We start from the raw sequence: 23,189 nt of genomic DNA on the forward strand, positions 1-23,189 counted from the left end.
GCTGCCCTCGCACTGACGACCCCTGCTCCCGCCCGCTGAACCGGGAGGACGCGCGCTCCCGCCCCGGCGGAGAGCGGTGGTCGTCGTGCGCCGACGCGACCACCGGGAGCACCGTGCCCTTCTCTTCACCGCCCCCTCCGTCCCTCGTCCTCACCGACTGCTCGTTCGCCTGGCCCGACGGCTCGATCGTCCTCGACCGCGTCACCGCCGCCTTCGGCCGCGGCCGCACCGCGCTCGTGGGAGCCAACGGCGCCGGCAAGTCGACGCTCGTGCGGCTCGTCGCCGGCGACCTCGCGCCGACCTCCGGAACCGTCAGCGCGACCGGCGCGGTCGACCTGCTGCCGCAGCGCCTGCCGCGCGGCGCCGACGACACCGTCGCCGATCTGCTCGGCGTCCGCGGCAGGCTCGACGCCCTGCACGCGATCCTGGCCGGCGACGCCGGGGCCGACCGCTTCGAGGCGCTCGCCGACGACTGGGACGTCGAGGCCCGGGCCGTCGCCGCGCTGAGCACGGCCGGCCTCGATCTCGACGCCGCCGACCTGCTCCGGCCCGTCTCGATGCTCTCCGGCGGGCAGGCGGTCCTCGCGGCCGTGACGGGAGTGGCGCTGCGCGGCCGGCCGATCGCGGTCCTCGACGAGCCGACGAACGACCTCGACCGCCGCTCCCGGCAGCTGCTGCTCGCGCTGGTCGACGGCTGGCGCGGCACCCTCGTCGTCGTCAGCCACAACCGGGAGCTGCTCGAGCACGTCGACGAGATCGCCGAGCTGCGCGACGGCGACCTGCGGACCTCGGCGGGCACGTTCTCGGACTTCGAGGAGCGGCTCGCCGTCGAGCGCGCCGCCGTCGAGCGCGACGTCCGGGGCGCCGAGCAGGTGCTGCGCGCCGAGAAGCGCCAGAGGATCGAGGCGCAGACCACGATCGCCCGCCGCGCGAAGGCGGGCGAGAAGTCGGGGCGGTCGATGCCGAAGATCGTCGCGGACTACCGCCGCGGCCGCGCGGAGGGGACCGCGGGCCGGCTCCGCTCCGGTCACGCCGAGGCCGAGGCGCGCGCGAAGGACCGGGTCGACGAGGCGGCCGGGCGCCGGCGCGACGACGACGCGGTGCGGCTCGACCTGCCCGACCCGGGAGTGCCCGCGACGCGGCGGCTCGCCGAGCTGACCGTCCGCGGCCGGACCACGGTGCTCCAGGGCCCGGAGCGCCTCGCCCTGATCGGCGCGAACGGCACCGGGAAGACGCTGCTGCTCGAGCGGCTCGTCGGCGCGGAGCCGGCCCGCCCGCATCCCGTGCCCGGCACGGACGCGCGGGCGCTCACCGAGCGCGTCGGCTACCTCGCTCAGCACCGCGAGGACATGCTCGACGACGACCGCACCGTGCTCGAGCACGTCGCCCGGGCCGCACCGGACCTGCCGATCCCGGCCCTGCGCGACGCGCTCGCGCGGCTGCTGCTGCGCGGCGCGATCGTCGACCGACCCGCGTCGACGCTCTCGGGCGGGGAGCGCTTCCGGGTGGCGCTCGCCGGGGTCGTCCTCGCGCGCCCGGTGCCGCAGCTGCTCGTGCTCGACGAGCCGACCAACGACCTCGACCTGGCGACGGCCGACCACCTGGTCGAGGTGCTGCGGGCCTGGCGCGGCGGACTCCTCGTCGTCAGCCACGACGACGCGTTCCTGGATCGGCTGGCGCTGGACGGGCGGGTGGTGCTGGATGCGCCGGAGGTGACGGACGCGCCGTGAGCTCAGCCGGCGGGGGTGCCGAGGTCGAGGGCGGCGACGACCTCGGCGACCCGGGCGCGCGCTCGCGCGTCGAGGCCGCGGATCGGGCGGGGCAGGCAGTCCGGGGCGGCCAGGCCGAGCTGCTCGGCGATCGCGGCGATCACCCGGTAGCTGCCGCCGTGCTCGGCGAAGACGTCCCAGAGGGGCTGGAGCCGGGCGGACTCGGCCTGGGCGGCGGCGTGGTCGCCGGACTGCGCGGCTCGGAGGATCGTGCGAGCGGGGCCGGGGAGCGTGCCGCCGATCACCGAGTACCAGGCGTCGCAGCCGGCGAGCAGGCCTCGGGCGGCGGACGCGTCACCGGAGACGCCGATCGTGACGCCGGCGGGGACCTGCGCTCGGATCGCGGCCACCCGCTCGGCCGCGGCGGCCGGATCGGCGGGGACCCCGGGGATCTTGATCGAGGCGACCCAGGGCAGGTCGGCGATCGCGCCGTACAGCTCGTCGGTCAGCGCGACTCGCGTGGTGGTGGGGTTGTCGTAGACGACGAGCGGCACGGACAGCTGCGCGGTGACGTCCTCGTAGAGGCCGAGGACGTCGTCGTCGGTCAGCGGCTGGTAGCTCACCGGGGCGAGGAGCACTGCGGCGGCACCCGCCTCCTGCGCGTCCTCCGCGAGGGCCAGCACCTGCGAGGTGCGCAGCGCGCTGATCCCGACGACGACCGGCACCGAGCCCGCGTGCCGGACGGCGAGCGAGGCGACCCGGCGCCGCTCCCCGCGATCGAGGTAGGCGGCGGAGCCGGTCGAGCCGAGCGCCCCGATCGAGTCGACGCCGGCCGCGGCGAGGCGCTCGACGAGCGCGGCGAACGCCGGCTCGTCCACGGCGTCGTCGCGGAGCGGGGTGAGGGGGAAGGCGCTGAGTCCGGTGAGCACGGTGATCCGTCCGAGGGGTCGTCGCGGGAGGGGGACCCGGCCAGTGTGCGCCGGGCGGGCGGGCGCCTGCGACTCCAGAAGCGCGGGTGGGCGCTGGTCCACGGCGGTGCCCGAGGTCGTCCCGTGCCCTCCATGCCGCCTGAGGATCGAGACCAAATGAATAAAATAAATAAGGTTTCGAGATCCGGCGACTCTGCGAAGGCGAGGAGGCGGAGCCCGCCGGCGCGTCACCGCTGGGGCCCCGGTGAACGCGAAGACGTTGGGCGCTGTCGGTAGATTCGGTCGCGCCGGTGTCGATCGACGCGGGCAGCCCCCTCACCTTCAGGAGCCCGGGATGACCGCCCCCACCGTCCTCTTCGTCTGCATCCACAACGCCGGCCGCTCGCAGATGGCCGCCGGCTACCTGCGCGAGCTCTCGGGCGGTGCCGTCTAGGTGCGCTCCGGCGGCTCCGAGCCGGGCGAGAGCATCAACCCGGTCGCGGTCGCGGCGATGGCGGAGGAGGGCATCGACATCTCGCAGGCGGTCCCGCAGCTGATGACGACCGAGCAGGTGCAGGCCTCGGACGTCGTGATCACGATGGGCTGCGGCGACGTCTGCCCGGTCTTCCCGGGCAAGCGCTACGAGGACTGGGACCTCGCCGACCCCAAGGGCCGCCCCCTCGAGGAGGTCCGCCCGATCCGCGACGACATCCGCGCCCGCGTGCAGGCGCTGGTGGCGGAGCTGCTGCCGGCGGAGTAACCGCCTCAGGCGGTGCCCGCATGCTGGTCGAGTAGGCGCCTCCGGCGGTGCCTTCCATGTTGGTCGAGTAGGCGCCGGAGGCGGCGTATCGAGACCCGGCGTCCTGGCGACGGTGGATCTCGATACGTCCGCTGCGCGGGCTACTCGATCAGCATGAAGGGGCCCGAGGCGCGGTCGGCGATGGGCTCGTACTCGCTGAAGGAGGCCTCGGGCGTCCGCAGCCACTCCATGATCTGCAGGCGGGTGGGGTTGCCCAGCGCCTTCAGCACTTCGACGGTCCGCATGTCCACCGGGCCATTCTCCTCCCCGGGCAGCGCGTCAGCGGAGGGCGTGCCCCGGGTTCTGCTCGTCGTAGCGGTCGCGGGCCGCGGCGATCGCCGGCCGCTGCTCGAGCGACCAGTCGGCGAGGGCCTTCACGAGGTGGGTGAGGCTGCTGCCGGAGGCGGTGAGGGCGTAGGACACCTGCGCCGGCACCGTCGGGAAGACGGTACGCGCGACCAGGCCGTCCCGCTCGAGGCGGCGGAGGGTCAGCGTCAGCATGCGCTGCGAGATCCCGTCGATCGCGCGCTGGAGCTCGCGGAAGCGCCGCTCACCGCTCGCGAGCTCGACGATCACGAGCACCGACCAGGTGTCGCCGACCCGGGTCAGGACGTCGCGGATCCCGCAGTCGGGATGGTCCTCCCGGCCGCAGGGCTCGAGGTCGGCGGTTACTCCGGTGTGCGTGAGTGACACGAGAGTGCCTCCTTGTCGGGGCTGACGGGGCGCAGCACGATCAGAGCGTAGTCATCCCGCAGAACCACGAAAGGTGAGACCGTGATCCTCGTCACCGGCGCGACCGGGCAGCTCGGCTCCGCGATCCTCGACACCCTCCTCCGGCGCGGAGTCCCCGCGATCGGCAGCAGCCGCCAGGAGAGGCCGGGTCTGCGCAGGATCGACCTCGACGATCCGTCGACCGTCTCCTTCGCCGGCGTGGACACCCTCGTCCTCGTGTCGGCGGGCGAGGCGGAGGACGACGTCGTCGTCGCGCGGCACGAGACGGCGCTCGCCGCGGCGGAGCGCGACGGCGTCCGGCACGTCGTCTACACGAGCGTCACCACGGCCGGCGACCACCTCGCCTTCGCCCTCGCGCACCGCTGGACCGAGCGCCGCCTCGCCCGCGGGTCCCTCCGCTGGACGGTCCTCCGCAACGGCCTCTACGCTGACCTCTTCGGCTCGCTCCTCACCTGGTCCGGGCCGCGGCTGGTCTCGGCGTTCGGCGAAGGAGCGCTGGCCGCCGTCGCCCGCGAGGACCTGGCGGACGTCGCCGCGACGGTCGCTGCGACACCGGGGGAGCACGAGGGCCGGTGCTACGACCTGGTGGGGCCGGGCATCACCGCGGGCGACGTCGCAGGCCGACTGGGCGTCCCGCTCGACGACCTCGACCTCGCGGAGCGCCGGGCGTCGTACGGGTCCGCGGGACTGAAGCCGTTCCAGCCCGCGATGCTGATGTCGATCCACACGGCGGTCCGCCACGGCTTCCTCGGGGAGCCGGGCGGCGACTTGGCCGCACTCCTCGGCCGGGAGCCGGTCGACACGGTCGGCGTGGCGGCCGCCGCCGCGCTGGCGACGCGACTCGAGCGTCGTCAGGAGGCCTGAACGCCGTCGAGCACGGCCAGGCCGAGGGCGGCGAGGGTCTCCTCGTTGCGCCGGTAGTGCGACCACGGACCGATCCGGGTGCAGGTGACCAGGCCGGCCCGCTGCAGGGTCGCCATGAACTGCGACGCCGTGGACTGCGACACGTCGGCGCGGGCCTGGATGTGCTTGAGGCACACGCCGACATCCTCGGCCGGCCTGTCCTGCGGGGGGAAGGAGCCGGGCTCCTTCAGCCAGCCGAGGATCGCCAGACGCGTCGGATGCCCGAGCGCCTTGAATGCCGTCACCAGTTCCTCGTCGCTCAGCTCCGTCATGCCGCCAGCTTATCGCCACATCGCGATATCCCGATGTCTGCTAGACAGGCATCGTGAAAACACGATGTGAGGAGAGAGCCGCATGACGAGGACAGCACTGGTGATCGGAGCGCGAGGAGTGATCGGGGGGAATCTGATCCGGCACCTCGAGCAGGAGGGCGACTGGGACGTCGTCGGCGTCTCGCGGCGCGGCGGCGCGGACACCGCTCGGGTGCGGCAGATCGCGGTCGACCTGCTCGACCGGGAGGCGACGGCGGCGGCCCTCGCGGAGGAGACGGCGGTCACGCACGTCTTCTACGCCGCGTATCAGGACCGGCCGACCTGGGCGGAGCTGGTCGCGCCCAACCTGGCGATGCTCACCCACGTCGTCGACGCGATCGAGCCCGTCGCCCCGGGTCTCGAGCACGTCTCGCTGATGCAGGGCTACAAGGTCTACGGAGCGCACCTCGGGCCGTTCGCCACGCCCGCGAGGGAGGACGACCCGCCGCACATGCCGCCGGAGTTCAACGTCGACCAGCAGCGCTTCCTCGAGAACCGGACGGCGGGCGCCCGGTGGTCCTGGTCCGCGCTGCGCCCGTCGGTCGTCGCCGGCGTCGGCCTCGGCAACCCGATGAACCTCGCGATGGTGATCGCCGTCTACGCCTCGATGAGCCGGGAGCTCGGGATCCCGCTGCGCTTCCCCGGGGCGCCCGGCGCGTACACGAGCCTGATCGAGATGACCGACGCGGATCTCCTCGCGAAGGCCACCGTCTGGGCGGCGACCGATCCGGGCAGCCGCGATCAGGCGTACAACATCACGAACGGCGACCTGTTCCGGTGGTCGTCGATGTGGCCGAGGGTCGCCGCGTTCTTCGATCTCGAGGTCGCCCCGCCGCTGCCGATGAGCCTGACCGAGGTGATGGCCGACAAGGGCGCCCTCTGGCAGGCGATGATCGAGCGCCACGGGCTCGTGCCCACCCCGTACGAGGACGTGTCGTCCTGGCGGTTCGGCGACTTCGTCTTCGGCTGGGACTACGACGTCATCGCCGACACCTCCAAGTCGCGGCGCGCGGGCTTCCACGAGTACGTCGACACCGAGGCGATGTTCCTGCGCCTCTTCCAGGACCTCCGCGACCGGCGGCTGATCCCCTGAGCGGCGCGGCCGTGCGGGGTGCGGGGATCTCGATGCGCCCGCTGCGCGGGCTGCTCGATCAGCAGGGGTCCTCGAACGGACCCGTGAGGGGCGCGCAGTTTCGAGCAGGCCCCGGTATGCGTCCAGTCGTAGGCGCTGAGGCGCGCGAGGGGACGCGTATCGGGGTCCGGCGCTCGGCCGGGTCCCGTTCCGGGTCCACTCGCGGGAGGGCCCCGGCTGGTCGAGTAGCCGCCGGGGGCGGCGTATCGAGACCCGGCGGCGTCAGCAGTCGGGTCTGCAGATCCGCCGTCCGATCACGTGGATCTCGATACGCCCGCTGCGCGGGCTACTCGATCAGCATGGGTGCGCGGGCTGCGGGGGCAGCCTGGTGCGCGGGGTGCGGGGTCAGCGCGGCGGGGCCGGGTCCGGGCGGTGGACGCCGCGGGGGCGGTAGCCGAGGGCGTCGGAGGCGCCGAGGAGATCGGCGAGGTACCAGAGGACGGCGAGCCACATCTCGGTGCCCTGCAGGCCGGCGTCGGCGGCGTCCAGGCGGAAGGCGAAGCCGCGGCCCGGGCGCCAGCGCGCGAGGACCTGCGCGAGCAGGGTCCGCGCCAGCGGCTCGACCTCGGCGGCGCGGTAGGTGCTGCCGCGGGTGAGCCAGAGCGGGTGGACGAGGTCGAGGGCGGCGCAGGCGTCGACGCGCTCGGGCCGGAACCAGCGGTCGTCGCGGGCGTGCCGGAGCACGGTGTCGCGGACGGCGTCAGGGTAGGGGAGCGGGCGTCCGTGCTGAGCGAAGGTGCCGCGGGTCGCGCGGTACGCGCCGTTGACGAGCAGGAGCAGTCTGCGATCGGCTGAGGCCTCGCCCCACATGCCGCTGCGGGGATCGGCGCGGGTGAGCAGCCAGCCGAAGAGCGCCTCCTCGAAGCCGACCGGCACCGGATCGCCGCGGCGGCGGGTCCAGTGCAGCGCGGTGCCGAGGGCGTCGACGTGGTGGCCCGCGTTCCACGGATCGTCGCGCCAGCGCAGCCCGTCGAGCCGCGCGACGAGGCCCGCGGGGGTCTCCTCGGTCACGGCGGTCAGCGGCCGGGCGAACTCCGACCCGAGGAGGTCGAGCGCGTAGCCCGCGCTCAGCACGCGGTACGCGGCCTCCGGATCGGTCCACACGTCCATCCCCGGGACCGGCAGTCCGCGCAGCCGCGCGACGACCGCGGCGGGGTCGACGCCGGGAGGCGGCGTGCCGAGCAGGAGGTCGGCGAGCTCGACCGCGTCGCCGAGCGCGCGGTCGGTCGGGGCGGCGCCCGGCCGGTCGCGGAAGGCGGGCCCGTCGTGGAGTGCGGGCCCGGCGCTGAGTGCAGGTCCGGCGCTGAGTGCAGGCCCGTCGCTGAGTGCAGGTCCGTCGTGGAGTGCAGGTCCGCCGCGGAAGGCGGGTCCGTCGTCGGGTGCCGGCCCGGCGTCCACGAGCGCTCCGCGGAGGATCCCCTCGATCTCCTCGCGGGCGCGGTCCGCCAGGCGCGCGGCGTCCGAGACCTCCGCGGCGACGGGCGGCACCCGCCAACGCAGCCGCCGCGCGGGGTTGCCGCCGACGACCGCGCCGGCCGCCACGTCCTTCGTCACGACCGCGCCGGCCGCCAGCACCGCGTGGTCGCCGACCGTCACCCCGTCGAGCACCACCACGTGCGAGCCGATCCAGACGTCGTCGCCGATGTGGACGCCGCGGGAGGTCAGCGGCTGGCGGAACACCTCCGTGCCGGGCTCCATCGAGTGGTTGAAGCCGAGGATCGACGTGTGCGCGCCGACCCGCACGGCCGAGCCGAGGACGACGTCGCCGCGCACCACCGTGTACGGGTTGAGCGAGCAGTCGGCGCCCACCTCGACGTCGCCGGTCAGGTAGGCGCCCGCGGCGATGTACGAGCGGTCGCCCAGCACCAGGCGCTCCGGGTCGAGCGCGGCGGACTCGGAGACGAAGCAGTCCGCGCCGAGGCTCCAGCCGGGGTGCGCCGCCAGGAGCTCGCGCTGGAGGCCGAGCTGGTGCTCCCGCCGCTCCGGCGAGGCCTCGGCCCAGAACGACCACGGCGAGTGCTCGTGGCGGTCGATCACCGCGCGTCGTCCGCGGGCCGCCCGTCCCCAGCCCGCCCGTCCGCGTGCCGCCCGGGCGCCGCGGTGGACGCCCGCACGATCAGGCTCGGGCTGAGCTGCACGCGGTGCACGGGCCGCGCCGGGTCCTCGATCCGCTGCACGAGCAGGCGAACGGCGGCCTCGCCGACCCCAGCGCGCGGTGGGCTCACCGCGGTCAGCGCCGGGGTGAAGAGCTGGGCCACCTCGTCGTCGTACGCGATCACGGAGAGGTCGCCGGGCACGGAGATGCCGCGGTTGAGCGCCAGATCGACGAAGGCCATCGCCTCGGGGTCGGAGTGCACGAGCAGCGCGGTGACGCCGGTCTCGAGGGCCGTCTCGAGGGCGGCGTTCACGACCTCGGAGAAGTCGGCGCTGGCCCGGTCGGGCAGCGTCTCCTCGAAGTGGTCGGCGGGGGTCAGGCCGAGCTCCTCGCAGGCGGACAGCCAGCCGGCGGTGATCTTGCGCGAGGTCGGCGAGTTGCGCGAGAGGATCAGGCCGACCTTGCGGTGCCCGAGCTCGGCGAGGTGCCGGGCGGCGAGGACGGCGCCGAGCGCGTGGTCGGTGGTGACCGACTCCGCGGGCGTGCCCTCCGGCTCGAGGACGGCGTCGCGCTCGACCAGGACCGAGGGCACGCCGCAGTCGGCGAGCCAGCGGAGGACGTCGCCCGAGTGCGCGGTGTCGGTGTTGGGGGCGACGATCAGCCCCCGCACGTCGCCGGAGCGCAGCAGGCGCTCGAGCACGGGGCGCTCGTCCTGGAGCTCGTAGGAGGCGCCGCGCAGGACGACGTCGTAGCCGAGACTGCGGCCGGTCGCCTCCATCCCGTGCAGCACTCCGGGCCAGTAGTAGTTCAGCGAGGGGACCAGGACGGCGATCGAGCCGAGCTGGACCTCCTCCGGCTCCGGGGCGGGCGCCTTCTGGCCGGCCGAGCCGGAGAGGACGACCGCGCCGCCGTGCACGCGGCTGAGCAGGCCCTCGCGCTCCATCTGCACCAGGTCGCGGCGGAGCGTGACCGTCGCGACGCCGAGCGCCTCGGTCAGCTGGGAGATGCGGACGGCGCCGTCGACGCCCAGCGCCGCGAGGATGTGCGCCCGTCGCTCGGCGGCGAGGGGTGGTGACTGGGTCTGGTCGCTCATCGTTGCTCTCCGATCGGTGGGTCCAGGTCTATCGCGATCCGCAGGTCTCTGCGCGCCGTGGCGTCGATCTCGAGCAGCGTGAGCCGCTCGCCCCAGACGCTCGAGAGCATCGGATCCTCCAGCGGCCGGACGGTCTCGCGGTGCTCGCAGGACGGATCCCAGGAGATTCGGAGCGGCCGGGCGCCGGCGAGCGGACGGACGCGGGCGGCTCCGCGCTCGATCACGACGTCTCCCGCGAGGAGCAGGCGGATCGTGGTGCCGGGCTCATCGTCCTGATCGTCCCACGGGGCGAGGTCCCAGCGGTCCTCGAGGACGACCCTTGCGGACGGGCGGTCGAGGGCGACGGTGCGGCGCCAGGAGCGCAGGCCCGTCCCGGGGTAGGCGGCGGCGAGCTCGGCGGAGAAGCCCGCGGACGCCTCGCCCAGGGCCACCGAGACGTCCGCGGCGGCCGCCTCCCGCCCGGGCGGCTGCCCGATGCCGCGGACGACGGGCAGGTTGTGCCACTCGCTCCGCATCGTCCAGATGCGGTAGCGCTCCGGGCCGAAGGTGGCGGCGGTGTAGGTGGGCCGGCCGGCGTCGACGACGACGGGCACGCCGTCACTCGCCACCTGGAACGCGCCGACGTCGTTGTGGTTGTGGTGCTCGGCGTTGTGCCCGCCCTTGGCGACGAGGGTCAGGCCGGCCGGCGATCCCTCGACGGTGCGGGCCAGGAGCACCTGCACGGACTCGAGCCAGACCTCGCGGGGGAGCGGCGGGAGCGCCGCGGGGGCGGAGGTCCAGAGCGGGTCTGTCGCCCCGCGCAGCAGGCGGCCGAGCCCCTCCTTCTCGGAGGCGGCGGGCTCGCCGGGGGAGCGCTGCGCCGCCGCGTGCGCCATCGCGGCGGCGTCGCCGACCCGTCGGCCGGCCCGGTGCACCGCGTGCCAGGGCTGGTCGCGCGACTGCAGCGCCTGGCCGTCGGCGTGCGCGACGTACCAGTCGCCGCCGAGGTGCGAGCGGTGCGGGAAGGCGACGGTCGCGCGCAGGGCGGGCACGGCCGAGGCGTCCCAGGCGCCGCCGGTCGCGTGCGCGAGGACGTCGAGGGCCTCGAGGGCGCGGCAGGCGCCGTTCCACCAGTAGGCGTAGCCCTCGTCGATCGCGCCGTCGGCCGGGAGCACGGCGACGTAGCGGTCCAGGGCGGCGACGGCGCGGGTGACGACGGCGGCGCGCTCGTCCTCCTCGCCCGGAGCATCGAGCAGGCGCAGGGCGGCGACCAGCACGTTGCCGGTGATCCAGGGGTTCCAGTTGTGCACGTCGCCGTCGAGGCCGAGCCAGTGCCAGTCGTCGCGGGCGAGGAACGGGGCGAGCACGCGCTCGCGGGTCTCACGGCGGATCCTGCGGCGCAGCCCGGGATAGCGGTCGTCGAGGCGCTCGCCGAGGACGTGGTCGAGCCAGGCGAGCTGGCCGACGACCTCGCCGGCGCCGAGGTCGAGGAAGGGGTCGGCGACGTCGGCGAGGACGGAGCCGTGCCGGCGGAGCGCGTCGTCGTGGGCGGGCCAGCACCAGGAGCTCTGCTCGCAGAGCAGCTGCACGCCGTCGGCGACCTCGTCGAGCCAGGAGTCGGCGTCGGAGCCGGCGTCAGAGTCGGAGTCGGAGCCGTCACCCGTGCCGTCGCCCGCGGAGCCCCCGGTGCTCGCCGCCAGCAGCACCGCGCGGCTCAGCCGCCGCTGCCGCTCGAACGCGCTCCGCTCCCAGCGGTCCCGGTTCCCGTCGCGGTGCACGCGGACGGCCTCGCTCGCGAGCGGCTGCGGCCAGGGCACGAGCAGGTCGGCGGCGGCGCGCTCGGCGACCGCGGCGAGGGTCGGCGCGTCGGCCGCGGCCCAGGCGCCCCGGTCGGCGGCGGTCGGCACCGGCAGCGACCGGTCGGGGTCGACGAGGAGCCCGCGCGCGGACAGCGGGCGGTCCGGCGAGAACGCGGCGGCGAGCGGGCCGCGGAAGGACTCGATCGGGCCCGGCGACGATGCCGGGTCGGGGTGCTGAGGCATGCAATCGATCATAATCAATCAATTTGCTTCAACCAAAACATTGAAGTGATCGATTTCCGTATGTATGCTCCTGTTCTGTTCAGTCCCGGTCGCTCAGAGCAGCGCACGGCGCCGGGATGACACGATTCAAAGGAGAACCACCGTGAACGAGGGGAACCTCCGCGCCGACTGGACGCGCGAGCACTGGCTCGCCGTCGCCGACGCGCTCCTCGCCGCCGTGGTCCCCCACGCCAGCGCCGGCCACGGCCGGATCACCCTCCCCGGCGCCGAGGGCGGCTACGGCCGCGCGGTCGACGGCCTCGAGGGCTTCGCTCGCACCTTCCTGCTCGCCGGCTTCCGCATCGCCGGCGCCCGCGGCGAGGGCGTCGACGACCTGATCGACTTCTACCGCCGCGGCGTCGAGACCGGCGTCGACCCCGACGCGGAGGACCGCTGGGTGCGGATCGACGAGCACGCCCAGGCCAAGGTCGAGGCCGCGTCGATCGCGCTCGTGCTCGACCTCACCCGCCCCTGGATCTGGGACCGCCTCGACGCGCGGACCCAGCAGCGCGTCGTCGACTACCTCGCCCCCGTCGTCGGCGACGACAGCTACCCGCAGACCAACTGGGTCTGGTTCCGCCTGGTCGTCGAGACCTTCCTCCGCTCGGTCGGCGGCCCGTGGTCCGCGCAGGACGTCGCCGCGGACCTCGCCCGGCACGACTCCTTCGTCCGCGAGGACGGCTGGCTCGCCGACGGCGCGGAGCGCGCCTTCGACCACTACGTCGGCTGGGCCCTGCACGTGTACCCGGTGCTCTGGGCGCGGATGTCCGGCGCGGCCGAGCTGGCCGCCCCGCGTGCCGCCGCCGACGTCGCCCGGCTCGACCGCTACCTCTCCGACGCCCTCGCGCTGGTCGGCGGCGACGGCTCGCCGCTGCTGCAGGGCCGCAGCCTGATCTACCGCTTCGCCGCCGCCGCGCCGTTCTGGGCCGGTGTGATCGCCGAGGTGCCCTCGCACTCCCCGGGCCGGCTCCGCCGTGCCGCGAGCGCGATCGTCGGGCACTTCGCCGAGAACGGCGCCCCCGGCGAGGACGGTCTGCTCTCGATGGGCTGGCACGACCCGTGGCGCGAGCTCGCGCAGTCCTACTCCGGCCCCGGCTCGCCCTACTGGGCGGTCAAGGGCATGCTCGGCATCCTGCTCCCGGCCGAGCACCCGGTCTGGGCCGCGCCGACCGAGCCGCTCCCGGCCGCCCTGCTCCCGATCGAGCAGGGCGAGGACCTCCGCGCGATCGTCTCGCCCGGCTGGATCGTCTCGGGCACGCGGGCCGACGGCGTCGTCCGCGTCGTCAACCACGGCACCGACAAGGCGCTGCCCGGCGCGACGACCGGCGACTCGCCGCTCTACGCGCGCCTGGGCTACTCCACCGTGACCGCGCCGCTGCTCGACGAGCGCGGCTGGTCGGAGGCACTCGAGCAGAGCGTCGCGCTGGTCGACGCCGCGGGCGACGCGACCCACCGCACCGGCATGACGCTCACCGAGGTCCGCCTGGATGCGGACGGCCGCGTCGGCGTCGCCGGCTCGAGCGGGGACGCGCACTGGATCACTCCGGAGCGCAGCAGCCACCGGCACGGCGAGGGCCTGCGCGGAGCCGTCCGCGTCGCCGGCCGGATCAGCGTGCACTCGCTGGTGCGCGGCCCGTGGGAGGTGCGGCTCGCGCGGATCGACGAGCTCGCCGAGGGCGTGCGGCCGGAGGAGATCGCCCTGCGGATCGGCGGCTGGCCGCTGGCCGGCGCCGAGATCGCCGCGGACACGACCGCCGAGACGGCCACGGCCTCGAACGGCCGCCTCACCAGCACGCTGTCCCTTCTCCCGCACGCCTCCCTCACCCCCGGCGCCGTCGCCGAGGTCGTCGCCCGCGACGGCGCGAGCCCGCTCGGCCCCGCGGTCGGCGTGCCGATCCTCACCGTCCCGGCGGAGGTCGACGCGCTCGTCGTCGCGCTGGTCGGTCTCACCGCCGGAGCGACGGCCGGAGCGGAGGCCCCTGTCGCGGCCGCCTCCGTCGACGTCGCCCTCGACGGCGACGCCCTGTCCGTGACGGCGACCTGGCCCGACGGCCTCGTCACCGAGCACCGACTCCCAGATTCCGGACGCGCCGCTCGGCAGCTCCGGTACCCGAGGACCCGAGGTGGAGTCCCGGACGCAGATGCAAAGGAGCAGCACGCATGAAGAGAAGACTGACCGCCGCCGGAGTGGCCCTGGTCGCCGCACTGTCCCTCACCGCCTGCTCGAGCGGGGGCGGGGGCGGCGACGCGCCCGCCGCCGACGGCCCGATCACGCTCAGCCTCTCGGGCTGGAGCCTGAGCACGACGCCGGAGTTCCAGGCGCTCGCCGACGCGTTCCACGAGAAGGACCCCGACGTCACGATCGAGGTCAAGGAGTACGACGCGACCAACTACGACACCCTGATGACCGCGGACCTCGCGGCCGGCAGCGGTCCGGACATCGTCACGCAGAAGAACGTCAAGAACGTCGTCACCTACCAGGCCGGCGGCCAGCTCCTCGACGTCTCCGACATCGAGCTGCCCGACGACCTCGGCGGCGTGGAGGCCTACCAGGTCGACGACAAGCAGTGGGCGGCGCCCTACCGCCAGGACTCCTGGGTCCTCTTCTACAACAAGGCCCTCTTCGACCAGGCCGGCGTCGCCTACCCCGACGGCTCCTGGACCTGGGACGACTACGAGGCCACCGCCGAGCAGCTGACCACCGCGCTCGCCGCGGCCGGCAGCAGCGCCGTCGGCACCTACGAGCACAGCTGGCAGTCGACGGTGCAGGGCTTCGCGAGCGCGCAGACCCCGGACATCGACATCCTCGACGCCGACTACGGCTACCTCGAGCCCTACTACGAGCGCGCCCTCGCGCTCCAGGACGCGGGTGCGCAGGCGGAGTACAACACGATCGTCGCGAACAAGCTCACCTACCAGGCCGAGTTCGGCAAGCAGAACGCCGCGATGATGCCGATGGGCACCTGGTTCGTCGCGTCGCTGATCGCCCAGCAGGCGTCCGGCGACTCGGACACCTTCGAGTGGGGCTTCGCGCCGATCCCGCAGTTCGACGAGTCGACGACCGGCATGGACCAGACCCCCGTGACCTTCGGCGACCCGACCGGCTTCGGCATCAACGCCGGCATCGACTCGGGCAAGCAGGCCGCGGCCAAGGAGTTCCTCGAGTTCGCGTCGAGCGAGGAGGGCGCGGAGGTCGTCGCCTCCCTCGGCATCACCCCCGCCCTGACCAGCGACGCGGTCGCCGAGACCTACTTCGCGGTCGACAGCGCGCCGACCGACGAGGTCTCGAAGTTCGCCTGGTCCACGCACGACACCAAGCCGGAGAACCCGACCTCGGCCAAGACGGCCGCCGTCCAGAACGTGCTCCTCGACCTGCACACCGCCGTCATGTCGGGCTCCACGAGCCTCGACGACGCCGTGAAGAGCGCCGAGGACCGCGTGAAGAACGAAGTCGGCACGAACTGACTCCCCGCGGCGGCCGGCCTCGCGCGGGCCGGCCGCCGCCCCCTCTTCTTCCCCCCTCGGACCCTGGAGGTCTCATGACGACCCTCGCCGCCGCGGACGCCGGCCCGTCGACTCCGCCGACGCCGTCGCCCCTGCCGCCCCGACGACGACGCTCCGCGTACGCCGTCCGGAACATGCTGATCGGCTGGACCTTCATCCTCCCGAACTTCCTGGGCTTCGCCGCGCTCACGCTCGTGCCGGTGATCACCCTCTTCTACATGTCGATGACCGACTGGAACGTCTTCGGTCAGGCGAACTGGGTCGGCATCGCGAACTTCCAGCGCCTGATCGGCGACGCGAGCTTCCGCATCGCGCTGCTGAACACGCTTTACTACGCGGCGCTGCACATCCCGCTGACGCTCGTCGTCTCGCTCGGGCTCGCGCTGCTGCTCAACAACAAGCTCCGCGGCGTCGCCTTCTTCCGCACGGCCGCGTTCTTCCCCTACATCACCTCGATCGTCGCGATCGCCGTGGTCTGGAACCTGCTCTTCAGCCCGGAGTACGGCCCGATCAACCAGCTGCTCGGGCTGATCGGCATCTCCGATCCGCCCGGCTGGCTGACCTCGTCCGAGTGGGCGATGCCCGCGGTCGTCATCATCAGCACCTGGCGGGACATGGGCTACTACATGATCCTGTTCCTCGCCGGGCTGCAGACCGTGCCGCGCGAGCTGCACGAGGCCGCTCGCGTGGACGGCGCGAACGTCTGGCAGCGCTTCGTCAACGTGACGATTCCGGGGCTGCGGCCGACCACGTTCTTCGTGACGGTGATGCTCACCATCAACTCGTTCAAGATCTTCGACCTGATCCTCGTGATGACCCAGGGCGGACCGGGCCAGGCGACGCTCGTCCTCTCGCAGTTCATCTACCAGAAGGGCTTCCAGGAGAACCAGTTCGGCTACGCGTCGGCGGTCTCGGTCGTGCTCTTCCTGCTCTGCATCCTCGTGACGCTCGTCCAGTTCTTCCTCAACCGAAGGAGCGAGTCCCGATGACCGGACTTCTCATCCCGGACGGCGCCCCCACCGTCGTCGGCGTGAACGAGCCGCTGCCGCCGCGGCGCAAGGAGGCCGGCAGCTCCCCGGCGCGCAGGGCGGGCCGCGTCCTCGGCTACGCGGTGATGATCATCGCCGCCGCGGCGCTGCTGCTGCCGTTCTTCTGGATGATCACGAGCTCGGTGAAGACGCCGAACGAGGTCTTCTCAGTGCCGGTGAAGTGGTTCCCGGAGACCTGGGTCTGGAGCAACTACGTCGAGATCTGGACCCAGTCGGGCATGCTCACCTGGATCCGGAACACGCTGCTGCTCGCGGTCGTGGTCACCGTCCTGCAGGTGCTCACCGGCTCGTTCGCGGCCTACGGCTTCTCGCGGATGCGCTTCCCCGGCCGGGACGTGCTCTTCCTGGTCTACATCGGGACGATCGCGGTGCCGTGGCAGTCGTACATGATCCCGCAGTTCATCCTGCTGTCGAACCTCAAGGTCTCGAACACGCTCTGGGCGATCATCCTGATCCAGGCCTTCGGGGCCTTCGGCGTGTTCCTGATGAAGCAGTTCTACGAGACGATCCCCGAGGAGCTCTCCGAGGCCGCGCGGCTGGACGGCCTGAGCGAGTACGGGATCTGGGCGCGGATCATGGTGCCGCTGTCGATCCCCGCGATCGCGAGCCTCACACTGCTCACCTTCGTCGCCACCTGGAACGACTACCTCGGACCGCTGATCTACCTGCGGAACCCGGACCTGTGGACGATCCAGCTGGGGCTGCAGAGCTTCGTCAGCACGCTCTACGACGCCAACTACGCGCTGCTGTTCGCGGGCCTGGTCATCTCGGTGGTCCCGATCGCCGTGATCTTCCTCCTCGGCCAGAAGTACTTCGTCGAGGGCATCGCGACCAGCGGACTGAAGGGCTGATCGTGCGCCGCATCCCGAACGGCCTCTACGCCTCGCTCTTCGGCGTCGCCTACCTGATCCTGGTGACGAACGTGCTGCTCCTGGTGGCTTGCCTGCCGCTCGTGCTGCTGCTGGTGACGACGGATCCGGTGCTGTCCTGGCCGCTGCTCGCGGCGGCGCTGCCGCTCTGCGCGCCGGCGCTGATGGGTGCGGCCGCGGTCTTCGCGGCGCACTCCCGCGGCGAGACCGCGGTCGTGCGGACGTTCTGGCGGGCGTGGCGCGCGAGCTGGCGCCGCCCGGTGTGGCTGCTGGCCGCCGCCACCGCGGTCGTCGTCCTGGTGCTCGTCGACGTGCGGTTCCTCGCGCCGATGCAGATCGGCGTGGTCGTCATCCCGTTCCTCGCGATCATCGCCCTGCTCGTGGTCGGCTGCGTCCCGGTGGCGCTCGTCGCCCTCGCGGAGGCGAGTGGATCGACGCTCCGGCAGGCCGTGAAGGCGGCGGTGTTCCTCGCCGCCCGCCGCTGGCACCTGTCGGTGGTCTCGCTGCTGGTGCTCGCGTTCCAGGCGTACCTCTTCACCGCCTCGCCCGCGCTCGCCCTCGGCGTCTCGGCCGCTCCCGCCCTCTACCTGGTCTGGGCGAACGCCCGGTTCACCCTCCGCCCCGCCCTCGCCGCCGACCAGCCGGTCGCGGCCTGACCTCCCACGAAGGACTCCCGTCATGACGACCACTCCACCCACCACGGGGAGGACGACCACCGAGCAGGCCGTGGCGGACGCCCTCGAGGTCGTCCGCCGCATGATCGCGGCCTTCGGCTCGACCTACCCGGACGACACGACCACGGACGGCCGCTACCCGGTCCGCCCCGCGACGCAGGGCTTCGCGGCCGGTGCCAACCGCGGCTGGACGACGAGCTTCTGGCCGGGGATGCAGTGGATCGCCTGGGAGGCGACCGGCGAGGAGGTCTTCCTCGACGCTGCCCGCGGCCACCTGCAGGACTTCGCCCGCCGCGTCCGCGAGGGCGAGGACCTGGAGACGCACGACCTCGGCTTCCTCTACACGCTCTCCTGCGTCGCGCCCTTCCGGCTCCTCGGCGACGAGACCGGCCGCACCGCGGCGCTCGAGGCCGCCGACCACCTGATGACGCGCTTCCTGCCGACGGCCGGCATCGTGCAGGCCTGGGGCGACCTGCGCGATCCGAAGCAGCGCGGCCGGACGATCATCGACTCCCTGATGAACATGCCGCTGCTGACCTGGGCCGGCGAGCAGACCGGCGACCCGCGCTACCCCGAGGCGGTCGCCCGGCACGTCGAGGCGCTGCGGGCGAACATCCTCCGCCCCGACTCGTCCACCTTCCACACCTTCTACTGGGACGCCGAGACCGGCGAGCCCCTGCGCGGCGGCACCGAGCAGGGCGCCTTCGACGACTCCTGCTGGGCGCGCGGGCAGGCCTGGGGCGTCTACGGCTTCGCGATGGGCTTCCGCGTGCTGGGCGACGAGACGCTGCTGGAGGCGTCGCGCGCGTGCGCCGAGTACTTCCTCGCGCACCTCCCGCAGGACCTGATCCCCTACTGGGACCTCGTCTACGCCGACGGCAGCGACGCGCCCCGGGACAGCTCGGCGGCCGCGATCGCGGTCTGCGGACTGCTCGAGCTGGCGCTGGTCGAGACCGACGCCGAGTGCGCCGAGCGCTGGCGCGACGCCGCGCACCGGATCCTCGCGGCGCTGATCCGGGAGTGCGCTCCCGAGAGCCCCGAGGTCGCGGACACCGTCCTGCTGCACAGCGTCTACGACCTGCCGAAGAACGTCGGCGTCGACGAGGGCTCGCTCTGGGGCGACTACTTCTACCTGGAGGCGCTGATGCGCGTCTCCCGACCGGGATGGCGGCCCTACTGGTGAGACTCGTCCGATTCGAGAGCGCCGAGGGCGCTCGCACCGGAGTCGTGCTCGACGGCGACGGCGACGGCGACGGCGATCGCGACGGCGACCGCGTCCTCGACCTGGGCACCGCGACCGTCACAGAGCTGCTCGCCGACCGCGCGCTGCTGACCGCGGCGCGGGCGGTCGGCGCCTCGACCGTCCCGCTCGGCTCCCTCCGCCTGCTGCCGCCGGTCGTGCCGGGGAAGATCCTCTGCATCGGCTACAACTACCGCGGCCACGTGCCCGCCGGCGGCGAGGACCGGCCCGTGCCGACGACACCCGACGTGTTCGTCAAGACGCCGAACACGCTCGGCGCCCCGGGCGACCCGGTGACGCTGCCGCTGACGGCGACCGACGTCGACTACGAGGGCGAGATCGCGCTCGTCATCGGCCGCGGCGGGCGGGACATCCCGCTCGACGAGGCGGCCTCGCACATCGCCGGCTACACCGTGATCAACGACGTCTCCGAGCGCACCTGGCAGGGCCGCTCGAGCCAGTGGACCCTCGGCAAGTGCTCCGACGGCTTCGCGCCGCTCGGCCCGTGGCTCGTGACGCCCGACGAGATCGCGGACACCGGCGACCTCCGCGTCGAGGTGGTCCGCGACGGCGTCGTCACCGTCTCGCAGAGCACCGCCGACGTGGTCTTCAGCATGGCGGCGCTCGTGCACCACCTCAGCGAGGGGATGACCCTCGAGCCGGGCGACGTGATCGCCACGGGCAGCCCGCAGAAGCTGCCGGAGGCGCTCGCGGCGCACCGCCCGCTGGCCGACGGCGACGCGGTGACGATCCGCGTCGACGGGATCGGCTCCCTCACCACGACCTTCCGAAAGGCACGACCATGACCGCCGACGCGCCCACCTCCGCCCCCGCCGCCTTCACCCTCGAAGCCTTCCGCCTCGACGGCCGGGTCGCCGCCGTCACCGGGACCAGCCGCGGCATCGGCCGGGGCGCCGCGCTGGCGCTCGCCGGGGCCGGCGCCGACATCGCGCTGATCGACCGGGGCGACGCGAGCGAGACGGCCGAGCTGATCCGCGGGCTGGGCCGCCGGGCGCACCTGATCCGCCGCGACTTCGCGACCGCGACCGCCGCCGAGCTGCACTCCGCGATCGACGAGGTCGTCGGCGAGCTCGGCCGGATCGACGTGCTGGTCAACAACGCCGGCACGATCAAGCGCACCGCCGCGGCCGAGCACAGCGCCGAGGACTGGGACGAGGTGCTGAAGGTGAACCTCGACTCGGTCTTCCACCTCACCCAGGCGGCCGGCCGGCGGATGCTCGCGCAGGGCTCGGGCCGGATCATCACCGTCGCGTCGATGCTGTCCTTCCAGGGCGGGATCACCGTCCCCGGCTACACCGCGTCGAAGCACGCGGTCGCGGGGCTCACCAAGGCGTTCGCGAACGAGTGGGCCGCCTCCGGAGTGACCGTCAACGCGATCGCCCCCGGCTACCTCGCCACCGACAACACCGCCGCGATCCGCGCCGACGAGGCCCGCGAGGCGTCGATCGTCGCGCGCATTCCCGCCGGCCGCTGGGGCACCCCCGCGGACCTGCAGGGCGCCTTCGTGTTCCTCGCCTCGGACGCCGCCGCCTACGTCACGGGGACGATCCTCCCCGTCGACGGCGGCTGGCTCGTGCGCTGACGCCGACCGGCTCCCCGAACCCACCCGACCAGAACCGACCCGACAGGAGTCTCCCCATGGAGCAGCGCTACGCCACCAACCCCTCGCAGATCCCCGGCATGAGCACCGAGGACCTGCGCCGGGAGTACCTCGTCCCCGACGTGTTCGTCGCCGGCGAGATCACGCTGGTCTACACGCACCACGACCGCATCGTGCTCGGCGGCGCCGTCCCCGCGGGGCAGCGGCTCGAGCTGACCGGCTACGAGGAGATCCGGAGCGACACCTTCCTCGAGCACCGCGAGCTGGGGATCGTCAACGTCGGCGGCACCGGCACGGTGACCGCGGACGGCGAGACGTACACGCTCGTCTCGGGCGCCTGCCTGTACCTCGGCCGCGGGATCGAGGCGGTGGCGTTCGAGGACGCCGACGGTGCGGGCGACGCGGGCGCGCAGTTCTACCTCTTCTCCGCCCCCGCGCACACGACGTACCCGTCGGTGCTCGTCGCGCCCGGCGAGGGCACCGTCCGCGAGCTCGGCGAGCAGGCGACGAGCAACCGCCGCACGCTCAACCAGTACATCCACGAGAACGGCGTGCGCAGCTGCCAGATCGTGATGGGCGTGACGACCCTGCACGAGGGCTCGATGTGGAACACCATGCCCGCGCACACCCACGACCGCCGCACCGAGTGCTACCTCTACTTCGACCTGCCCGAGGACGCCCGCGTCATCCACCTGCTGGGGGAGCGCCAGGAGACCCGACACCTCGTCGTGGCCGACCGCCAGGCGATCCTCTCGCCGAGCTGGTCGCTGCACTCCGGCGTCGGCACGGCCGCCTACTCCTTCGTCTGGGCGATGGCGGGCGAGAACCAGGCGTTCGACGACATGGATGCGGCGCCGGTGAAGGACCTGGCGTGACATCCGGATCCGCTGCCGGCGGGGTGCTGCTGGCCATGGGGGAGACCATGGCCGTGCTGGTGCCCTGCGGCGGGTCGGTCGCCGACGCGGACGACTTCCTGGTCGACGCGGGCGGCGCGGAGTCGAACGTGCTCGCGCACGCGGCGGCGCTGGGCGTTCCGGTGCGCTGGCACAGCCGGCTCGGCGCCGACGCGCTCGGCGAGCGGGTGCTGCGGCAGCTGGCGGAGCGGCGGATCGACGTCTCGCGCGTCGTCCGCGACCCCGGGCATCCCACCGGCGTCTACGTGAAGGACCCCGGCCGCGGCGTCTCCTACTACCGGGCGGGCTCGGCCGCGGCGCACCTCGACACCGCCGACGCCGATGCCGCGCCGTTCGACGACGTGGCGCTGCTGCACCTGTCCGGGATCACCGCGGCGCTCTCGGAGCCGGCCGACCGCTTCCTCCGCCGCGCCGCCCTCCGCGCCCGCGAGCTCGGCGTGCCGGTGAGCCTCGACGTCAACTACCGTGCCGCGCTCTGGAGCGTGGCCGACGCCGCGCCGGTGCTCGCCGAGCTCGTGCGCCTGGCCGACGTGGTCTTCGTCGGCCGCGACGAGGCGGAGACGCTGTGGGGCACCCGCACCGCCGAGGACGTCCGCGCGCTGTTCCCGGACGTCGGCGAGCTGGTCGTCAAGGACGGCCACATCGGCGCGACGGTGTTCTGCGCCGATGCCGGTGTCGGTGCTGCCGGCTCCGTCTTCGAGCCCTCGCACGAGGTGGAGGTGCTCGACGCGGTCGGAGCGGGCGACGCCTTCGCCGGCGGCTACCTGTCCGCACTCCTCCAGGGCGCCGACCTCGGCGCACGCCTGCGCCGCGGCCACGACCGCGCCGCCCTCACCCTCGCCGTGGCGGGCGACTCCCTCGACGAGAGAACGGCACGACGATGACCGCGTTCACCACCACCCCCGCGACCACCCCGACTGCGAGCCCGACCGCGAGCCCGACCGAGAGCCCCTTCGACGAGGTCTTCGCGGGCGCCCCGCTGATGGCGATCCTGCGCGGGATGGGCGTGGAGCGCTCGATCGCCCTCGCGACGACCGCCTGGGACCTCGGCATCGACTCGGTCGAGGTGCCGCTGCAGACCGCGGAGGACGAGGTCGCCCTCCGCGAGGTCGCGCGTCTGGGCGCCGAGCGCGGCAAGACCGTCGGAGCGGGTACGATCGTCCGCCCCGAGCAGGTCGCGCTCGCCCGCGAGGCCGGCGCCGGCTACCTCGTCTCACCGGGCCTCGACCAGCGCATCCTCGCCGCCGCCGGCGCCGTCGACCTCCCGCTGCTGCCCGGAGTCGCGACCCCCTCGGAGGTGCAGCTCGCCGCCTCGCTCGGCCTCACCTGGCTGAAGGCCTTCCCCGCCACCTGGCTCGGCGCCGGCTGGTTCAAGCACATCCGCGGCCCCTTCCCCGGCATCCGCTTCGTCGCCACCGGCGGCCTCGACGCCGCCAACGTCTCCGACTTCCTCGCCGCCGGCGTCCGCGTCGCCGCTGTCGGCTCCGCCCTCGAGGACCCGGCCCAGCTCGCCCGCCTCGGCGCCGTCCTCGCCGCGGCCCGCGCCTGACCCCGGCCCCGCTCCATGCTGATCGAG

General features: G+C 73.7%; 21 protein-coding genes and 1 pseudogene. 15 read left to right on the forward strand and 7 right to left on the reverse strand.

What is annotated here, in order from left to right:
• Positions 1-113: 113 nt before the first annotated feature.
• Positions 114-1,730 carry an ATP-binding cassette domain-containing protein gene (locus tag GTU73_RS01245; RefSeq protein ID WP_160086269.1) on the forward strand — a complete coding sequence of 539 codons (1,617 nt, stop codon included), beginning with the start codon at positions 114-116 and terminating at the stop codon, positions 1,728-1,730.
• A 2-nt stretch (positions 1,731-1,732) separates the two neighbouring features.
• Here GTU73_RS01245 and GTU73_RS01250 read toward each other — a convergent pair whose 3' ends face one another.
• The gene (locus tag GTU73_RS01250) at positions 1,733-2,638 is read right to left on the reverse strand and encodes a dihydrodipicolinate synthase family protein (protein WP_160086271.1); all 906 of its coding nucleotides are present in this window, start codon (positions 2,636-2,638) and stop codon (positions 1,733-1,735) included.
• Positions 2,639-2,972: 334 nt separating this feature from the next.
• On the opposite strand from GTU73_RS01250, the pseudogene GTU73_RS01255 reads away from it, so the two are divergent.
• Positions 2,973-3,377: pseudogene (locus tag GTU73_RS01255) on the forward strand (arsenate reductase ArsC).
• A gap of 140 nt (positions 3,378-3,517) precedes the next feature.
• Here GTU73_RS01255 and GTU73_RS01260 read toward each other — a convergent pair.
• Both GTU73_RS01260 and GTU73_RS01265 read right to left on the reverse strand, forming a co-directional pair.
• Positions 3,518-3,667: a helix-turn-helix transcriptional regulator gene (locus GTU73_RS01260; protein ID WP_208543711.1), complete on the reverse strand. Its 150-nt coding sequence runs from the start codon at positions 3,665-3,667 to the stop codon at positions 3,518-3,520.
• 28 nt (positions 3,668-3,695) lie between these two features.
• Positions 3,696-4,109, reverse strand: a complete 414-nt coding sequence (locus GTU73_RS01265; RefSeq protein ID WP_160086273.1) for a helix-turn-helix domain-containing protein — start codon at positions 4,107-4,109, stop codon at positions 3,696-3,698.
• A gap of 81 nt (positions 4,110-4,190) precedes the next feature.
• Here GTU73_RS01265 and GTU73_RS01270 point away from each other — a divergent pair, with 81 nt between their 5' ends.
• The gene (locus GTU73_RS01270; RefSeq protein ID WP_160086275.1) at positions 4,191-5,012 is read left to right on the forward strand and encodes an NAD(P)H-binding protein; all 822 of its coding nucleotides are present in this window, start codon (positions 4,191-4,193) and stop codon (positions 5,010-5,012) included.
• Here GTU73_RS01270 and GTU73_RS01275 read toward each other — a convergent pair.
• Positions 5,000-5,323 (reverse strand): metalloregulator ArsR/SmtB family transcription factor, encoded by a 324-nt coding sequence (locus GTU73_RS01275; RefSeq protein ID WP_160086277.1) that lies wholly within the window; start codon positions 5,321-5,323, stop codon positions 5,000-5,002. The genes GTU73_RS01270 and GTU73_RS01275 overlap by 13 nt on opposite strands.
• Positions 5,324-5,405: 82 nt before the next feature.
• Here GTU73_RS01275 and GTU73_RS01280 point away from each other — a divergent pair, with 82 nt between their 5' ends.
• Complete coding sequence (locus tag GTU73_RS01280; RefSeq protein ID WP_160086279.1) at positions 5,406-6,455, forward strand: SDR family oxidoreductase; 1,050 nt, start codon at positions 5,406-5,408, stop codon at positions 6,453-6,455.
• Positions 6,456-6,839: 384 nt separating this feature from the next.
• On the opposite strand, the gene GTU73_RS19440 is transcribed toward GTU73_RS01280, so the two are convergent.
• Genes GTU73_RS19440 through GTU73_RS01295 form a run of 3 tightly spaced genes read right to left on the reverse strand, consistent with a single transcriptional unit; the run spans position 6,840 to position 11,703 of the window.
• Positions 6,840-8,531, reverse strand: coding sequence for an acyltransferase (locus GTU73_RS19440; protein WP_160086281.1), 1,692 nt, complete (start codon positions 8,529-8,531; stop codon positions 6,840-6,842).
• On the reverse strand, positions 8,528-9,682 hold the full coding sequence (locus GTU73_RS01290) for a substrate-binding domain-containing protein (protein WP_160086283.1): 1,155 nt from the start codon (positions 9,680-9,682) through the stop codon (positions 8,528-8,530). The genes GTU73_RS19440 and GTU73_RS01290 overlap by 4 nt, the downstream gene beginning before the upstream one ends.
• Positions 9,679-11,703, reverse strand: a complete 2,025-nt coding sequence (locus GTU73_RS01295; RefSeq protein WP_160086285.1) for a heparinase II/III family protein — start codon at positions 11,701-11,703, stop codon at positions 9,679-9,681. Before GTU73_RS01295 ends, GTU73_RS01290 begins: the two co-directional genes overlap by 4 nt.
• 142 nt (positions 11,704-11,845) lie before the next feature.
• Here GTU73_RS01295 and GTU73_RS01300 point away from each other — a divergent pair, with 142 nt between their 5' ends.
• The 11 genes from GTU73_RS01300 (at position 11,846) to GTU73_RS01350 (ending at position 23,162) form a co-directional block, all read left to right on the forward strand.
• Positions 11,846-13,906, forward strand: a complete 2,061-nt coding sequence (locus GTU73_RS01300; protein ID WP_244231725.1) for a DUF2264 domain-containing protein — start codon at positions 11,846-11,848, stop codon at positions 13,904-13,906.
• Positions 13,903-15,207, forward strand: a complete 1,305-nt coding sequence (locus tag GTU73_RS01305) for an extracellular solute-binding protein (protein ID WP_160086289.1) — start codon at positions 13,903-13,905, stop codon at positions 15,205-15,207. Before GTU73_RS01300 ends, GTU73_RS01305 begins: the two co-directional genes overlap by 4 nt.
• 74 nt (positions 15,208-15,281) lie before the next feature.
• Positions 15,282-16,235 carry a sugar ABC transporter permease gene (locus GTU73_RS01310; RefSeq protein ID WP_160086291.1) on the forward strand — a complete coding sequence of 318 codons (954 nt, stop codon included), beginning with the start codon at positions 15,282-15,284 and terminating at the stop codon, positions 16,233-16,235.
• Positions 16,232-17,146 (forward strand): carbohydrate ABC transporter permease, encoded by a 915-nt coding sequence (locus tag GTU73_RS01315; RefSeq protein WP_160086293.1) that lies wholly within the window; start codon positions 16,232-16,234, stop codon positions 17,144-17,146. Before GTU73_RS01310 ends, GTU73_RS01315 begins: the two co-directional genes overlap by 4 nt.
• A gap of 2 nt (positions 17,147-17,148) precedes the next feature.
• Positions 17,149-17,820, forward strand: a complete 672-nt coding sequence (locus GTU73_RS01320) for a ferredoxin-NADPH reductase (RefSeq protein WP_160086295.1) — start codon at positions 17,149-17,151, stop codon at positions 17,818-17,820.
• Positions 17,821-17,842: 22 nt separating this feature from the next.
• Positions 17,843-19,021: a glycoside hydrolase family 88 protein gene (locus tag GTU73_RS01325; protein WP_160086297.1), complete on the forward strand. Its 1,179-nt coding sequence runs from the start codon at positions 17,843-17,845 to the stop codon at positions 19,019-19,021.
• Positions 19,018-19,884, forward strand: a complete 867-nt coding sequence (locus tag GTU73_RS01330; RefSeq protein WP_244231726.1) for a fumarylacetoacetate hydrolase family protein — start codon at positions 19,018-19,020, stop codon at positions 19,882-19,884. Before GTU73_RS01325 ends, GTU73_RS01330 begins: the two co-directional genes overlap by 4 nt.
• Positions 19,881-20,681, forward strand: coding sequence for a 2-dehydro-3-deoxy-D-gluconate 5-dehydrogenase KduD (kduD, locus tag GTU73_RS01335; protein WP_160086301.1), 801 nt, complete (start codon positions 19,881-19,883; stop codon positions 20,679-20,681). The genes GTU73_RS01330 and kduD overlap by 4 nt, the downstream gene beginning before the upstream one ends.
• Before the next feature lie 56 nt (positions 20,682-20,737).
• The gene (kduI, locus tag GTU73_RS01340; RefSeq protein ID WP_160086303.1) at positions 20,738-21,574 is read left to right on the forward strand and encodes a 5-dehydro-4-deoxy-D-glucuronate isomerase; all 837 of its coding nucleotides are present in this window, start codon (positions 20,738-20,740) and stop codon (positions 21,572-21,574) included.
• A complete protein-coding gene (locus GTU73_RS01345; protein WP_244231727.1) occupies positions 21,571-22,497 on the forward strand; it encodes a sugar kinase in 927 nt (308 codons plus the stop codon). Before kduI ends, GTU73_RS01345 begins: the two co-directional genes overlap by 4 nt.
• Positions 22,494-23,162: a bifunctional 4-hydroxy-2-oxoglutarate aldolase/2-dehydro-3-deoxy-phosphogluconate aldolase gene (locus tag GTU73_RS01350; RefSeq protein ID WP_160086305.1), complete on the forward strand. Its 669-nt coding sequence runs from the start codon at positions 22,494-22,496 to the stop codon at positions 23,160-23,162. Before GTU73_RS01345 ends, GTU73_RS01350 begins: the two co-directional genes overlap by 4 nt.
• The last annotated feature ends 27 nt before the right edge of the window (positions 23,163-23,189 follow it).

Origin of the sequence: Rathayibacter sp. VKM Ac-2804 (genome assembly GCF_009866655.1) — a bacterium.
In the GTDB taxonomy this organism is placed as follows: Bacteria; Actinomycetota; Actinomycetes; order Actinomycetales; family Microbacteriaceae; genus Rathayibacter.